The sequence below is a fragment of the Planctomycetia bacterium genome (assembly GCA_015200345.1).
Taxonomy (GTDB): domain Bacteria; phylum Planctomycetota; class Phycisphaerae; order UBA1845; family UTPLA1; genus PLA3.
Window position 1 is genome coordinate 99,045 of record CP054187.1, and the last position, 16,997, is coordinate 116,041.

General features: G+C 63.6%; 8 protein-coding genes. All 8 read right to left on the reverse strand.

The genetic code is table 11. The annotated features are described in order from the left end of the window. Position 1: 1 nt before the first annotated feature. On the reverse strand, positions 2–1,999 hold the full coding sequence (locus HRU71_00480; protein ID QOJ02054.1) for a hypothetical protein: 1,998 nt from the start codon (positions 1,997–1,999) through the stop codon (positions 2–4). Then, on the reverse strand, positions 1,996–4,281 hold the full coding sequence (locus tag HRU71_00485) for a hypothetical protein (protein ID QOJ02055.1): 2,286 nt from the start codon (positions 4,279–4,281) through the stop codon (positions 1,996–1,998). The genes HRU71_00480 and HRU71_00485 overlap by 4 nt, the downstream gene beginning before the upstream one ends. Next, positions 4,278–6,788 carry a hypothetical protein gene (locus HRU71_00490; protein ID QOJ02056.1) on the reverse strand — a complete coding sequence of 837 codons (2,511 nt, stop codon included), beginning with the start codon at positions 6,786–6,788 and terminating at the stop codon, positions 4,278–4,280. The genes HRU71_00485 and HRU71_00490 overlap by 4 nt, the downstream gene beginning before the upstream one ends. Further along, positions 6,789–9,077 (reverse strand): BatA domain-containing protein, encoded by a 2,289-nt coding sequence (locus HRU71_00495; protein QOJ02057.1) that lies wholly within the window; start codon positions 9,075–9,077, stop codon positions 6,789–6,791. Between the two features lie 63 nt (positions 9,078–9,140). Beyond that, positions 9,141–10,067: a DUF58 domain-containing protein gene (locus HRU71_00500; protein ID QOJ02058.1), complete on the reverse strand. Its 927-nt coding sequence runs from the start codon at positions 10,065–10,067 to the stop codon at positions 9,141–9,143. A gap of 45 nt (positions 10,068–10,112) precedes the next feature. Beyond that, complete coding sequence (locus HRU71_00505) at positions 10,113–11,174, reverse strand: MoxR family ATPase (GenBank protein QOJ02059.1); 1,062 nt, start codon at positions 11,172–11,174, stop codon at positions 10,113–10,115. Between the two features lie 46 nt (positions 11,175–11,220). Further along, positions 11,221–12,324 carry a terpene cyclase/mutase family protein gene (locus HRU71_00510; protein ID QOJ02060.1) on the reverse strand — a complete coding sequence of 368 codons (1,104 nt, stop codon included), beginning with the start codon at positions 12,322–12,324 and terminating at the stop codon, positions 11,221–11,223. After that, complete coding sequence (locus tag HRU71_00515) at positions 12,321–16,952, reverse strand: PQQ-binding-like beta-propeller repeat protein (GenBank protein ID QOJ02061.1); 4,632 nt, start codon at positions 16,950–16,952, stop codon at positions 12,321–12,323. The genes HRU71_00510 and HRU71_00515 overlap by 4 nt, the downstream gene beginning before the upstream one ends. Between the last annotated feature and the right edge of the window lie 45 nt (positions 16,953–16,997).

Consider the following 16,997-nt stretch of genomic DNA (forward strand, 5'->3'; position numbering starts at 1 on the left):
CTTATTGCGTTCGGGTCAGGCTCTCGTGCATCTGTTTTGCCATTTCGGAGACTTGTTTCTGTCGTTCGGCAAGCCGTTTGAGTTCCTCCGCCAGCTTCGATGGGTCGTCGTTGCCGGTGCGCAGCGTATTCAGTCGCGAGGTTGCGGAGTTGATGCGCACCTGACAGGAACGCAGCAGCTTCAACTCGGCCGAACCCGGCAGAAGGGGCGGGTTCTGGTCCTGCGACTGGCCGCCTTCGGATTCGTCCGGAGCGGATTGCAACTCCTCCTGCTTCTTCTTGACGGCCTCCAGCAATTCGCGCAGGGCTTCCTCGATTCCCCGTTGCAACCCCTGCGTGATCTCGGCTACGTCGGCCGCCGCGAGAAGATCCCCGGCGGCGCGGCTGTCATCGCGAATCTGGGAGACGATCTGCGGAAAGGCCACGGTCGTGCCTTCTTCCTTCAGGATCGTCAACGCCTGGTCTGCTTCCTGCGAAATCCACTGCTGCCCGGACGCGAGATCGGCCAACGCCAGCTGGTCGGTGCGTTTCCAATTCGTACGGCCCAACTCGTGCAGTGCCCCGGTTGCTTTCAGGCACTCAAGCTGTTTCGCCAGCATCGCAGCGAAGCGCGTTTCCAGCGCGGCGAGCAACATCTCCTGTTGCTCCTTGCGAAGCTGCTCGAGCGTGTCATTCAATAGCTCGCGAGCGGCCTTGAGTTTCTTGAGCGCTTCGGCCTGCTTCTCCGCCGCGTCCTTTGGCTTATTCTTTCTTAATTCGTCGGCGGCCTCGCGCTGCAGCGGAACGGCTTTCTCGACTTCCTGCTGGCCGGGCAGCGGTTTATTGTCGCCCAGGTCCTGCTCGGCCTCGTCCTGCGCGCTGTCCGGTGAATCAGACGGTGATTTCGGCGGCGATGCGCCGTCCTGCGACGGTTGACTATCTTTTCGATCGGACTTGTCGCCCTCGGCGGGGCCACCTGCGTGGCTGGGTCCGTCGGCCTTGGCGGGGTTCTTGTCGGCTGATTTCATCTCGCCGCCAAGCTGCTCCGTCTCGCGTGCGGTTTTTTCCTGCTCGGCTGCCTGCTCGCGCGGCGAGGGGGTTTGGCCATCCAGCCGGAGTTGCTGGTCAATCTGTTCGATTGCTTCCTTCAGCGCGGTCTCCGCCTGTTCCTGTGCCTGGGTCGCGCCGGCCGCATCGGCTTGGTCGAGACGCTCGCCCGCCTGCTTCATCGCATCGGCGGCGTTCTGCGCAGCCTGGGCGGCTTGTGTTGCCGGCGACGACGCTTCGCGCGGGAGGTCATGCAGGTTTGCGGCCTGCTTCGCCGTGTCTTCCGCGAGGCGGCGCTGACGGGCCGCTGCGGTTTCGGGAGGCACCGCGCCGGCCTGCGTCTGATTTTTCAACTCCGTCTGACGCTCGGCTAGTTCCTGAAGCGCGCGCTGGGCGACTTGGAGCTGTGCATTGCGGGCCGATGCGTTGGCGGCGGCCTGCGCCTGATCCAGCTCCCGCTGCTGGTCCTTGATCACACGCTCCAGGAATTCGCGCGCGCCGTGCAGCCGCTCCATTTCGTGCTTGCGAGCGGCCGAGTCGTCCGGCTCTTCGAGGAGATACTTGAGCAGGGTTTGCAGGTCGCCTGCGACGGCCTCCTGTTGATCGCGAGCGTCGGCGTATTGGCCGGCCTTCAGCGATGAAATAATCTCGTCTATTTTCTGCCGCACCAGCATGCTGCGCGAGGCGCCGAGCGCGCCGAGAAGCTTTTGCGCCTTTTCCGGCTCGTTCTTGCGAAGTGCCTCATGGAGCTGGAACATGCGATCTTCCAATCGCATGACGCGATCCCGTACAAGGGCCTGACGTTCGGTCAGCGGTTGTGCATCGCCGGAGGAACCTCGTGTTGCGGCGGCCTGGTTCGTCGGAGCCGGCGCGGTATCCTGCACCGGCATGGCGACGGAGTACGGCGCCGTGAGACCGCCGGCGTACAACGCCGCACATAGAACGATCCATCGTGTCGGTTGAATTCGCATCACGGCTGCGGCTCCGATGGGGGTCCGTCGCGGGCGGGCTTCGAGGTCGCACCGCCCCCGAGCAGGCGATCAATCTCTGATTCCAACTGGGTCTGGGTCTGCCGGGTCACGTCGCCATGCAGTCGGATGATGTCGCGGAGCAGGGTGACCGCCTCGTTGTACCCTTCCCATTTTAGCATGTTGGCAAGGACCGAATACATGATCTCCAGAATCGCGGCATGGCCTCGTTCGATGGTATCGGCGATTTGAGTGTCGCCGCCGCCGGCCAATTGCCCGAGCTGGTCTGCCACCCCTGGTAGATCGCTGGAAATGAGCCGCCCCAAGGGGGCCAGAATGCCCGCGTCCAGCCGCCGTCGAACGATCGGATTGTCGAGTTGGTTCGTGCGAAGCTCGGCGAGGATCTGTTCGAATTGCCTCCGGATGGTCGTCATGCGTACGGCGATCTGGCGCTGGGCGCGTTGTTCCGAGGCATACTGTGCGGCGAAACGGGCCGAGCCGAATTCCGCGCGGGCCTCGTCGTTCAGATTCATGACGCGGTCACGAATCTGTTCCTGCGTCTTGATGAGTAACTCGAACTCGCGTCGCCACTCGCTCTCACGCCGGCCGAGTTCGGCAAGCAGTTCCTCGGCGGTGACGATGCGCAGCGTGAACGCGGCGCTGCGACCCAACCCCGGTTCAGACAGGATTGCGTCGCCGTCGGCCGTCGCGGTTGTCGTGGTAGTCGGCGGGGCGGCCGACCCAGCGGGTTGGAGATCGCGTGCCTCGACGAGTAGCGTCAGCTGGTCGCCGGGCTGAAGCGTCAGGGGGAGCAGTTGGAGCACGTGGCGCAGTTCGAAGCGCGTCTGGCGCGGTTCGAGACCGGGCAGGGCGACCGTCGTTTGCAACAACGCGGCAGCCGCGTCGATGCCGGAATCGGGCGCGGGCCCCTCGATTGCTTCACACTTGCGAATCCTGTAAACGAGACTCACGTCTTTCATTCCCAGGTTGTCGTCTGCTTGAACGGCAAGATCGATCACCGCCTGTGGCACGACGGCATCGCCCGCACCGGGGAGAGACAGCTTGACTTTCGGAGGAGGGTCATTGACGAGACGCAATGCAAAGGTGACGGGGCGCAGATCCGAAAGGCCTTCCTGATCGAGCAGATCGAAGTGATAACTGCCGCTTTGCACGGGCTGGAATTCCGCGGTGAGTTGGTGGTTTTCTTCGAGCTTGGCCGGTATTTCCAATCCGGTCGAACCACGAAGCGTCGCGGCGCGAAGCGGTTTGCTGGTCTTCGCGATGAGCGCGATGGTTGAGCCTCGCAAGACCTCGGCCGCCGACTGACCGGCGGGCAGCGCGAATCGTTCGACGCCGGAATAGGCAGGGGGCGTGATTTCCATGCGTACCGAGCGGATCGACGGTCGCATCACACCGACCACGTTAAACCAGCCCGTCGATTCGTCTGCGCCGAAACGACGAATCAGCAAACGGAGCTTGAACGATTCGTCGAGCGGCCCGTAGTCGAGCACAAATTGGCGTTCGCCGCGCAGGGCCATGTCGCGCACGCGGGACTGGCCGTCCGGCGCGACGATTTCCACGGCAACACCCGGCGGGACGGCCCCCTCCGCGGTGACGGCCAGTGTCAGATCATCGCCGAGTGGCCAGCGAAGCAGACCATCCGAGAAGCCCTCCAGCGCAAGGCGGACATTGGACGGCCAAGGTTCATCTTGCAGCAGCCAGTTGCGAGCGAGATACACGCGCGCGTGGGAGCTTGCCGCCGCAGACAGCACGCCAGCCGTGATCAGGGCGACCCCACCGATCGCCAGGGAGCGGTGCAATCGGCTGCGATTGAAGACTTCCGACGGGTTCAGCGCGGCGGCGTCTTTCATCGCCTGCCGCATCAGCTCGGCGGCCAGTGCGGGCGAAGTTTGGCTGGGCAAATCGCCGCGCTCGGCAAAAGCAACGGCGGAAATCAGGCGGTCGTGCAGGTCAGGATGGCGCCGTTCAAGGACGGCAACGACGTGCTCCGCGCGAGGCTTGGCCGCGACTGCCCACCAGACGTGGCGGCGTAGCAGACGAAGCGCCAGCGCAACGATCGCCAGCGTGACGACAACACGTGGGCCGACGCCCAGCGCCAGCAGGCGATCCAGTGCGAATTGAGACAGCAAAAGGCCGATCAATGCAGCGAGCCACACGGCGGCTGCCGCGAGCAATGCCCGGCGGCGCGCGGCACGGGCCACGCGCGTCAGCGGCGCGAGCACTTTCGCTTCAAAATCCGCCAGAATGGAATCGCGCGGACCGGTCATAGCAACCTCGCTTGCCGGCGCAGAATCCATTCCGTGGTAAGCAGTGCCAGGAGGATGCCGAAAACGGTTGCGTTGTCCCAGAGCGGTCGAGGTCGCTCGCGCGTGACTTGCGTGCGACCGGCGTCGGGTATCAGTTCGCCCAGCGCGCGAGCTTCGTCGACGTGGAGGTATCGCCCGCCGGTGGCTGCGGCGAGTTGTTGCAGCGCCGCGAGATTGAGCGCCGTGGCGCGCATTTCAAGATCGGGGCGGACGACGGGCAGCTCACGAGTGAGCACGGCGGGCGCGGCCCCATCCATTCCCGGTGAGGTGAACGATACGCGATAGATCCCCGGACGGTCGGCGGTAAATCGTGCTTGATAATATCCTTCGCGCCCGGGGATCGGGACGGCGTGAATCGTGTGGGAGGGGTCGAGTGAATCTGATTCGCTGGTCGACGCCGGTTCACCCGCTGTGGCGGCGCTGGACGGGGGCTCCACGCGAAGCTCCAGCTCGGGTGCGATCAAAGGCCCGTAGCGGGCATCCAGCGCGCGAAGGGTCAGCGGCACGGTCTGGCCGACCTCGTATTCATCGCGCTCGGTGAGAATCTGGCCGCGGCTGCGTCCGCCTGCCAGGCGGCCCTCGACAAGATAGCGGATCGTCTGAATCCAAAAGCGGTTGAAGGGTCGCTCGTCGGCCTGCCGCCAGCGCCACGTTGAATTGATGCCCAGCCATGCGGTCCGCCCCGCGCCGACGAACTGGGTCGCGAACAGCACCTGCGGACCGGACGCGCCGATCATCCGCGGGTCGCTGTGGCGCATCAAGACCGACGCCACGGGCTTTTCGCGTCGGACAGGAAAATGCCAATAGATGCCGTCCAGGCGCGACCAGATGGCTCGATTCTCGATCGGATTCCCTGCCAGCCGGAGGATCGGATCAAAGATTGCCTGCTCGGGGATCACGATCGGCCAGGCGCGGGTCTGTACCTGTCCAAGATCGTTCAGCACGATTTCCGCGTCGGGATCCGGCACAATCGGCAGCAGTTCCACGAGGCTGGTTGTATGCGGATTGCGAAGGAAGCGGGCGGTGTATTTGTTTCCGGCCTGGAAGAGCACGCCGCCGCCGTGCTCGCTGACAAAGGTGGCGACGAGACTGGCCCAAGTGGGGTCGAAATCAGCGGGGTCGGCATCCATGAGAATGAGCGCGTCGTACTTGAAAAGCTCCTCCTGGTTCGCGGGGAGTGACGTTATTATGACATCTCCCTCTCGCACGGCATGGGCGTCGGCGGACTGAAGCCAGAGGCTTACGTCGATCCCCGGGTCGCGCTCCAGCATCCGTGCCAGGTAGCGGTAGTCGTATGAGGGCGCGCCCGAGACCAGCAGGATCCGTACCTTGTCATCGAGAATCTGCACCGGCGGGATCAAGGCACGGGCGTTGTCCGTCGTGATGGATTCGTCTTCCAGCGGATCTACGCGTGCGACTAGGCTTAGCGCCCCGGGGGCGGATGCGTGGTGCTCAAACGTCACCGGTTCGATGATGCCGGCGGCGGACGGACGCACCGATCGATTGGCCACGAGACGCGGCGACGACGGTCCGGCCTGTTCCCACAACTGAACATTGATCGATTGCTCGGCCAGTCCCTCGGCCTCCAGTCGCACGGAGACGTTGAACGGATCGTTCTTGAAGGCGTGACGCGGTGCCGAGAGCTCTCGCACTGCGACGTTGACCGGCGGCGCCGGATCACCGATGCCCACGGCGTACAGCGGCACGCCGCGCAGCTTGAGCATTCGCGCGATGGTATCGAGGGATTCGCCCTGGTTGATGTTCCCGTCGCTTAGCAGCACGATTGCCGAGGCGGGGGCGCCGCCGAGGCTGTCAAGTGCGGTGCGTACCGCGGCAGCGAGATCGGTGGCGTCGGTGTCGGCGGGCGCAAGCCCCGGTGGTTCATCGCCGTTGCGCACATTCGGCGAGATCGCCTGCCCCTCGGTCGCGCGCGGAAGATACCCGCGCTCGACAGGCCGGCGGGCGAAGTCGAATCGTCGGACGGCGTTGCGCTTCGCCAGTGAACGAAGCAGCGCGGAATCCTCCGCATGAAGCAGGGTCTCGACGACGGCGTTTCGGCCGGGGTTGCCCGCGTCCAAGTCGATCCCCGCGCGGCGAAGGCGCTCCGCGTCCTCTTTGTTTCGGTAGCGATCGGTGAGGGTCATGCTGGCGGACCCATCGGCCAGCAGGATCGTGACGGCATCGAGTCGTCGATGAATGTATTTGACGAGCACCGGCTCCAGGCCGATCAAGCCGAGCAAGACCAGCACCCCGGCGCGAACGGCGATCAGCACGCCGCGGAATCGAGCCGTGATCCGGCCGCGGGCCTCGCGCCGATACATCCGCACGACGAGAACGAGGCAGATTGCCGTGGCCAGCGCTCCGAAGAGCAGGGCATTGCCGGAAGACCAGCGCGCAAGCTCCAATTGGTTCTCGATTCGTTCGGTTCGAGCTGCTTGTGCCAGGATGTTGACCATGTCGCCGGACATTTATCCTCGCGTTCCAAACCACCATGCCAGGGATTGTTCGGTCATCAGCACAACCACCGCGATCAACAGGATCGGCCACCACATCTCCGTGCGCAACGCCTCGCTACCGGCGATCATGGAGTCCATGTCTCGCACATAGGTGAACGGCACTTCCGGCAGACCCGCTTCCAATTGCGCGCGCGTCGCCGGTGCGAGATTCGATTCTCGCGTGTCGGGATTGACGCAGCCTCGCCGTGGGCGAATTAGTCCGGTTTGTGTCATCAGGAGGATTTCATACGCCCCGACCTTGTCCGTCTGATCGAACTCAAACAACGCGCCGCTTTCACTGGTCCGCGCACGCAGCGGCCATTCAGCAGTGACCGGATAGTCCGGTCCGCGGACGATGGCGGAATCCGAAAAACGGGCAGGATCGACCGGGCAGATCAGGGGGAGACCGACGATGGTTTGAAGCAGCGCGCCGGGCGAGCGGGCGATGTGCTGCACAAGTTCCAGCATCATCGGGACGTAACTGAAGCTCGAAGCCCAGTTGTTCCAGTCCTGATCGAGGGATGATGTCAGCATCACGCACTTCCCACGGCCGAATGGGCGTTCGACAAGCAGGGGAGATCGCGCCTCATCGCCAAGCCGAATCAACACGCGTGGCCTGGCGCGATCCTCCGACGGCGCGGAGTCGGACCGCATCGTGGCGGTGGTCGGGGGAGGCTCGGCCTCACGCAGCGTGAGAAAAACGTCAAATTGCACCTGTCGCAGCGCGCCCGCGAGCGGATCAACAAACGCACGAAGCGCCGGATGGGTTGCATCCCATTCGAATGGAAACAGAGGCCCACCCACCGCCAACGCCTCGATCTGCTCTCCCAGTGCCAGCGGAAGCGGTCCATTGCCGCCGCGATAGAGCGATTCGTTGTACCAGTCCAGGTCGAGTTGCTTGCCCGCCGCGATGAGGAGCCCGCCGCCGTTACGCACAAACAGCTCCAGTTGATTCCGGCCGGCGGGATTGAGTCGCGCGACGTTGGCAAGCACGACGACGTGAAACGACGAGAGGTCCATTCCATCCAGGTCCGCCTCCGAAACGACGGTGAGGTCGTTACCGCTTGCGGCGCGGCCGGCGGGGCGCAGGGCCGTCCGCAGGAGGTACACCTCGTCGCGGAAGGGGTCACCGCTGGGTTCGCCGTCGACCAGCAGGACGTTGACCGCCGTTTGCACGTCAACCGCGGTCGCGCGGCGGTCGTCCAACGGCAGGGGGTCGCGCGCAGCGGCAACGCCGGCGAGCTGGCCGGTCAGGATCGAGGAGCCTTCGGCGGGAAACGTGATCTCAAGCGGTTCGCGGCGCACCTCGCCCGCAGCGAGTCGACCGATGTGGACCGGCGGAATGACCTGGTCGGCCAATGACAGGCTCAATTCCAGTCCGCTGACTACTTCGGATGAGTAATTTGCCAGCACCGCTTCGAATCGAGCCGGTACGCCGGAAACGACCTGGGGCTGCATCGCGCGTAGCTCCACCAAAGCAAGATTGGCCGGCGTTGCGGACGAAACGTCGATCAGCACGACATCCAAGTTGCGCGACGGTGCGCGCAGCCGGGCCAGAGCGGCTGCGGCGGGCGTGGGGGTGTGAGCCGGATCGGGCGACGCCCAATCGACGCGCTGAAAATCGCTGATTACATAGAGCGAGGCGTTGGCCTGTGTTGCTGCCGTGCGAAGGGTCTGGTCGATCGCGTCGAAGGCGATGTCAAACTGGGCTGTGCGGTGGGAGGGCTTCGCGTTCTCAAGCGCGTCGTGAATTCGCCGGGCGGCTTCGCCGTCGAGGCGCGGCACGGCGACAAGGGGCCGGGTCGTGCCGGAGGTGAGCCAGATCGAAACAGCGTCGCTTGATGATTCTGCGGCGAGAAGCTCAACGAGGCGGTGGGTCGAATCGACAGCTCGCTGGAAGGTGGTCTGGCCGGCGCCGGTTCGTGCGGCCATGGAAAAGGAATCGTCCAGGATGATGATGCGTTCGCTTCGTGGAGCGGCGCCGATCAGCGAGGCCAGCGATCCGCGCGACAGGAAAGGCCGGGCGACCATCAGCGCAATGAGCAACACCGCCAGGCAGCGCAGCGCCAGCAGAATCAGTTGCTCCATGCGGACCCGGCGGCGGTTTTTCTTCAGGGCGTCGAGGAGGAACTCCATGGCCGCCCAGCGCACACGCCGAAAGCGCCGGCGGGAGAGAAAGTGAATCAGGATCGGGCTGGCGACGCCGAGCGCGCCGGCCGCCAGGGCCGGATTCATCAGAAAGCCGGAGAGCCAGGTCAGCATGGGTGACTCCCGGTGGAGAGAGACGTGGGATTGGGATGTGAATTGATGATTGTCGTCATGCGATCATGCCCTCGCCTTCACGCGGTGTGAGCGGGCCGCGAGGTATTGTCGCAAGGCGACGTCAATCGGTTCCCCGGTGGAGAGCTGCAGGTAGTCGGCGCGTTGATTGATGCAGGCGGAGCGAATGCGCTCCAGGTGACGATTCAGCGCTTCGAGGTAGCCCGAGCGCAGGGACTGCGGATCGACAAACAACTCGGTGCCCGCCGCCTCGATCCCTTCAAACAGGGTGTTGTCCATGAATGGAAACGTGCGTTCGTCCTGATCGAGGACATGCGCCACGATCACTTCATGATTGGTCTGACGCATGCGCTCGATGCCGGCGATCACATCGTCCACGTCGGCCAGTAAATCGGAAATGAGAACGACGACGCTGCGCCGCCGAAGCCGACCGGCCACTTGCGCGAAGGACAGCCGCGCGTCGGTGGGGCGATCCAGGCGGGCTTGCTCGAGGTGGTGAATAATCGCCTGCAAATGAGCCTGATTCGATAGCGGTTGAACCTCATCACGCACCGCGTCGTCAAAAAGCAGCAGCCCGACGGCGTCCTGTTGCTGCGTGAGGAGGTAGGCGAGCGACGCCGCGAAGGTCGCCGCATACTCGAACTTCGTCATTCGGCCGGACTCGATGGGGTGCTCGGGATAGCGCATCGAGGCGGAACAATCAAGCACGAGGTGCGCTCGGAGATCCGTCTCTTCCTCGTATTGCTTGATGTAGAATCGATCGCTCTTGCCGTAGACGCGCCAGTCGAGATGGCGAAGGTCGTCTCCAGGGACGTACTCCCGGTGCTGCGCAAACTCGATGCTGTGGCCTTGATACGGGCTGGCGTGCATGCCACTGACGACGCCCTCCACGACGAATCGCGCGCGCAGCTCCAAGTCGCTGATGCGCGCCAGCACGTCGGGATTCAGATAGGGTTTATTCGAGTCGGGCATATCACTTCCGATCGCATGTACGATCGATTTTCTGAAGAGGGTTTATCACGAGAATACTTTCGCGGAGCGTGTTTCATCCGCCGATCCGCCCTGGTGCGGCGGCGTGGCTTCCAGTAATTCCGCCACGAGTCGGTCGGGGGTGTAGCCCAGCGCCTGCGCGGCGAAGTTCGGAATCACACGATGCCGGAGCACCGGCGCCGCCAGCGCGCGCAGGTCCTCGGTCGATACGTGGTAATGCCCGCGCAAGACGGCGCGGGCCTTGGCGGCGAGGATCAGGTACTGCACCGCGCGCGGTCCCGCGCCCCACGCGACATTCTTGCGAATGAACTCCGGTGCCGTCGGGTCGGCCGGACGACTTTTGCGGACCAGATCCACGGCATGGCGCACGATGGGAGGAGCAATCGGCACGCGGCGCACGATGCGCTGCAACTCGACAATCTCCGCGCCGCTCAAGAGGGAAGCGACTTCGGGGGTGGTTTCGGTCGTTGTTCGTTGAGCGATTTCGCACTCCTCATCATACGTGGGATACCCGATGAAGACTTTGAACATGAAGCGATCCTGCTGCGCTTCGGGAAGAGGATAGGTGCCTTCCTGTTCGATGGGGTTTTGGGTTGCGAGTACAAAGAACGGCTCGTCCAGCGCATGGCGAACGCCGCCGACGGTGACCTGTCGCTCCTGCATCGACTCGAGCATGGCGGCCTGGGTTTTGGGCGGCGTGCGATTGATTTCGTCTGCGAGGATGATGTTCGCGAACACCGGTCCTTTGAGGAAGCGAAAGACGCGGCTGCCGGTCGCACGATCTTCGGCAATGACCTCGGTGCCGGTGATGTCGCTGGGCATCAGGTCGGGTGTGAATTGAATGCGGCTGAAACTAAGCGAGAGGCACCGCGCCAGGCTCGAGATCATGAGCGTCTTGGCGAGACCGGGCACGCCCTCGATGATGCAGTGCCCGCCGGCGAAGAGGGCAATGAGCAACTGCTCGATGACGTCGTCCTGGCCGACGATGATCTTGCGAAGTTCCTCTCGAATGCGGCGATGGGAATCGCGGAGCTTCTGGGCGGCGACGAGATCGGCAGAATCGGGCGTATCATTCGATTGAGTTTGCATGGCGTCCTTTCCGTGGCGGCGGTGGCCGCGCGAGGGTATGGTTCGTCTAACGCTGCATGATCGGAAGGTTGTTGTAGGGGAGCTGGAGGATCATCAGGGCGATGGCCGTGCCGTAAACGTGGCCTACGGAGTCGCCATCCCAGGAGCCGTCCTCGTTCTGGGTCGCCAGGAGATGATCGCGCACCTTCGGATAGTACGCCTTCCAGGTTTCTTCGCCGGCGAGGTAATTTACCTGGGCATAGTATAAATGGGCGTAGAACCAGTGGCCCCAGGTGCCTCCGCGGTTTTCGCCGATCCCGATGTTCTGCTTGCAATAGCGCAGGGCATTGAGCGCCAGCGGGTTGTTGTATTGACCCGCGTTGAACCAGCACGCGACGGCCGCCGCCGTGATCGGCGGACGTGAACCCGTCATGCCGACGCGGTAGGCGATCCCGCCGTCGGGCTGCACCGATTTCTCAAGGTACTCCATGGCGTGATCAATGACTTTTTTCGGCACGGCGATGCCTGCGTTGCGCGCCGCGCGAAGCCCTTGCACCTGTGTCACGGTGACCGACCCTTCATCGCCGTTCATGTCGGGTGTGTACAGCCAGCCGCCGAGATTGCTCTGCGAGCGTCCCGTCAGTTCGACGGCTTTCTGAAGCGTGAAGCGAATCTGATTGAGGCGATCGGCATCGTCTTCCATGCCCATCACTTCGGCGAGAAAGAGCATGGAGAACCCGTGCGCGTACATCGAACGGGCTTCTTCCTCTCCGGCGCGACAGATCAGTCCATTGCGCTGTGCGGAACGAAGGATGAACGTAAGCGACTTGCGAAGGTGGGGGGCGTAAGGCCCCTGGGTCGGCGTGCTCCCCGAACCCGCCAAAGCCAGGCCGGCCAGGGCAGTCATGGAGACCGGATACGTGCCCAGACCGCCCTGTTCACGGAAGGCTCCGTCGGAAGCCTGTCGCGCGGCGAGGAATTTCAGGGCCTTATCGATTCCGGCCTGCGTCGGGGGCGTCACCAGCGGCGGATGACGGGCGAGGTCGGTCGGCGCGGCGAACGACGCAGCGGGTGCGGAAAAGATCCCGTCCTGCGCGGGCGCTCCGACGAACAGGAGAAAGAGTGCCAATATTACGGCAGTCATGCGTCGCCAGCGTCGCATTCGATTCATGGTGTCGGTTGCCCCTCCATGGTTCCGCGATCCACCGCGGGGTCGCGCGGCGGGCCGGGTGCCCTTTGCAGAACATAGTAACCTTCCGACGCAACCGCCACGATCCGGTCGTTGAACACCAGCAGATCGGTAAACAACCTCGCCCGACCGAACTCGTCGGCAGCCAGATCGCGGTTGTGAACGAATGGCGCGGCCAGCATGCTCTTGCCGGTGGACTTATCCAGCACGTCGAAGGCTGCGACGTCAAGGTGGGAGGCGCCGCGGTCCATGAGCTGGCGCGGGGCGTCGGGTCGAATTCGGTATTCGATGATCGGGAGATAATCCGTAGAGGCACGAAGCATGCCGGGGCTGATCACGGCGAACCGGCCGAGGTTGCGTTTCCAGAGCAGCGCCTGCGATTCCAATTCGTAACATGCAACGAGGTAGTCCGGGGGATCGTCATCGGTGTTGGTGTGCAGCACCAGCCGCGCGCCCGAAGTCGTCACACGCGAACCGGACGACGCCCCTTTCGGATATTCGACAACTGCATCGGCCGGCGGGAGCAGAAGCCCCGTGGTCTCAAGGTCGGCGATCACGTCACCAGTGGATGCGCGAACGACGGCGATGCGTTGGCCGCGATAACAGACGCCCACCAGTTCGCGATTCAGCGGAAGCAATCGGCGAATGCGCCCGCTTACACCTCGCTCCCACAAGACTCGACCGGTGGAAACATCCCGCGCGGTCACCTTCTTGAAAGCCGCCTGACAGACGATTGAGCCAACGATCGTTGGCGCCGCGTCCCGATCGCGAAGTGTGATCTCATCGGCCACTTCCTCTTCATCTTCCGAAGGCGGTGCGGAAGGAGTCAGGCTGAATTGACGGCGGATTCGACCGCTGAAGGGATCGAGGACAAAGACCGTGGCCGAACGGCGATCAATCGCGACGATCTGGCCGTCCGCGACGGACAGACTTTCCAAACGGTGATTCGGGAAGGTGCGCCGCCAGAGTGGCGACGCGTCCATCCGCGCGGGCACAGCCGTCAGAACATTGGCACGTGTGGCGTAAACAAGAATGCCGTCTGCCTGGACCATGGACGGCTTGGGCAGTTCGCTCGATTCTCCCTCAAGCGGAATCGGTGGCCAAGCCGCCCGGCCGGTAAGCAGCCCGACCGCAGCCATCTGCCGCGCACCGGAAAGCAGGGCAACACAGCCTTCGGTTGCGCTGTCGGCGGGGCGTATTGATACGATCCGCTGCACCGCCGGTTCATCGATCATCTCGAGGGTTGGCTCGAGGTCGCAAGCCCAGAAGACTTCGGCCTGGGCCTTGCCGCGCACGTCGACCCCTCGCATTTGTCGCATGATACGAATGGGCAACAAGTCAGCATGGATGTCCAAAGGATTGGCGGGATCGAAGAACGCGGTGACGTCGGAGGGGTAATAGGCGGCGACGACTTCATACGCGCCGATCTCGAGATAGGGCGGTGTTTGCAGGATGCGCGGGCGATTGCGCGGGGCATCGGCAGCGATGGGCCATTCACTTCGTAGAAATTCGATAAGCTGTGAGACGGACTTGCCGCGGTATGATGCGGGCAGTTCGGTCAGGGTCTCCGGTACGACGTCACGCGCGAAGCGCGTAGCCAGTTGATCGAGCACGCGTCGAGCGCCGGCCGGCGTGCGCGGGAGTTGATCCCCCGGGGTCGCGTAAGCCCGGAGCAACAACACCAGCGCGGCCAATTCTGAAGACGCATAGGAGGTTTCGAGCGTCGCGCTGCCCGCGGTGACGGCCTTCCGCGCCGTCGTACGCAGGACGCGCTCAAGGTGAAACACGGCATTCTCAAGGGACCCTTCCGCCCAGTCGCGACGGGCCAGCGCCACGTCCAGTGACGCGGAAGACGGCGTGAAATTGCAGGCATCGGTGATGTGGCGGCAGGCGTCGAGGCGGGATTCATTCAGCGCTGTTTGAAACACTCGGCGCACGGCGGTATCCATCGCGATCTGCGTCTGCGGATCAGCGGCATTCCACCAGCGCTGGAGCCGCTCGGCGATGGCCACCGTGGCGCTGACGCGAAGCTCTGGAGTGAATGAGAGGGTCTGCAAAGCCACGCTCGCGAGCAAATTCAGTGCGCGATGGAAAGCCTCGCTCGATTCACCGCGGTCTGCGAAATGATCGCACTGGGCCAACCCCGCGGCGAGAACATCGCGCGGTGCCATGGCGGTGGCGACTGCTCGATCGATGAGTTCGCGCGCGGAGGGCGGCGGCGCGTCGACCGCGAGCTGTAGAAGCGCCTCCACACGCTGATGGGCGATACGCAGGCGGAGGTCGTTTTCAGGCGTTTGATCGATGGGACGATCGGCCGTAGCGAGGAGGCACTCCTCGGCGCGGTCGAGTTGTTCCAGGGCTTCGCTCCAGCGGCGATCCAGGGTAGCAAGCCCGGCGAGTCGCAGGTGCGCGGTGGGATCGCGCGGTGACGTTGCGAGCTGCGCCAAGGCTGCGGCTTTCGATCGTTCCACGTCGGGAAACTTCGCGAGCTGGACAGCGCTGACGCTATACAAGGCGCCGTCGTGTACGAACAAGTTGCCCAGCGCGTGGCTCGATGGTTTGAACGGTTCGGCCGGCTGGCCGGTTTGTGCGTCGAGTGTTTCCAGGCCATCTCGGGTTGGAACGAATAAGCGCCTGCCGCAGAGGGCCGGTCGACCGGTGAGCTTCTTTTGGGAATAGGACCAGAGGCTGCGTCCGGTGTTGAGATCGACCGCGAGGACACCGGTTCCAGCGAGGAAGACGCGTTGCGTATCGCATCCGGCGATATAGCGATGATCGCCGCGGGGGAAGGACCATTTGAGCGTTCCGTCGCGGCGGTCAAACGCCTTGAGAAATCCGCAGTCCTGCGCGGCAAGGAGCACGAAGCGGCCTGCCCGGATCGGAGGCGTTGTCAGCCATTCGTCTGGTTGAACATACGAGATCTGGACGGTGCCCAGTGGCATGGCACGACGAGCCGGCGCAACTTCGCCGCTGCGGCTGCGTTCATACATGGCGAGCCAGCGCAGCGCGTAGTCATGCCGATTCAGCGCGACGAGCAGCCCCGCGGCGGTTGGAATGTAGATCGTCGTTTCGTCAACGCAGGGCGTCAGAACTGTGTTAATGGCGAACATCCCTTTGTCGGCCGTTCCGATGAGTACTTTGCGTACGATCCGGCCCTCGGCATCGAAAACGCCGAGCATGAAGTCGTTCTCGTGCTGATACGTTGCAAGAAGTCGCTCGCCGACGACGATCGGCGGCGAATAGAAGTGTGCAAAACGCAATTCATCTCCGGGTCTGCCCCCGCGGCCGAGGGTCCATCGCACCCGGCCGCTGCGCGCTTCGAAGGCGCGAATGGAATTCGGCTCGGGTTCCACCGCATCATTGGGCGGCACCGTGCCGTCTCGTGCAGGAAACAGCTCACCCAGTGTTCCGTTCTGCTCGAGTACGAATACCATGCCCAGTCCCGAGGTGATCGCGCCGCGGTATTCGTGGTAGAGGCTTCGCGTGGAAAGTTCATCCAACCGGCCGCTGTTGTCGGATTGGTACATTCGCACCAGCCGCCGCTGCGCATCGATGCGTGGGTCGCGCTCCGCCAGGCGCGGATGCGATTTCCACAGAAGTTCCAGCGTTGCCAGATCTCGGGCCATCACCCCCTCGGGACAGGTGACAAAAAGCGCCTGGCCATCGGAGGTCGCCTGCCAAACCGGAGGCCGACCGGTTCGTGTGATCAGGTTTGTAATCGCATCGGGCGTGAGTCGTCCGGAACCGGGGAGGGAGTCCTGCCAGAGCGCATCCGGCGTCACCGCAGGGGACAATTCGATGGAAGGGAGCAATCCACCGGTCGGTGAATCGTCCCGAGCAGCTGGTCCCGCGCGCTTTATTTCGACATACCGAGAGATTGAATCGAGCCGGGCCTGCCAATCGGCGGGCAGGCCGCCGGACTGATCGCGCGTCAAGTGTCGTAGCTTGGCCAGGGCATCGTCAGCTTCATTCATCTGCCCTGTTTGAGCCAGGGCCAGGGCGCGCAATAACAGAATCCTCGAGGGGGGCATCGTGTGGCCGGGCAGGTTCTCGAGTTGGTCAAGAACGTCCAGTGCCTCAAACGGCTGATCGATATCAAGGAGAACCGCGACAAGATGCGAAAAAGCCTCGGGGGCGATGGAAGTCATCCGGTAAAGACGAGTCAGTTTCCGCAACCGTTCCACATCCTGCGACGCGCTCGCCTGTGCGAACTCCTGCTGCGCGACCGGATCGAACAGGAGGCGATAGGCCTGGAGGCCTTCAGGAGGCCATTGAGCGAATTGCCTCTGTGCCGCTTCGGCTGCCGAGACAAACGTCCGACCGTCCAATGTGACCGTGCGGTCGGGAAACTGCTCAATGACGCGGGAGAGCGTATCGACCGCGAGTTTCCATTGCTTGTCGGCTGCGGCATCGGCGGCGCGCTTCAGCCACGATTCAGCATCGGGATCACTGGGCGGAATCATGCCCTCGCCATCGCGACGAGGTTCGATCCGTAAGGTGAGATTGGCGGCGGGTTCCTGGGCGAGACACAGACGCCCGGCCTCCCAGTATCCGGGCAGGGCGAGCAACGCAAACCATACAGCGGTGTATCGAAACAGGGCAGAATCCATTCCAATTCAACAGGCAGGTTCGCCTTTGCCGCGCGTCACCGAGGC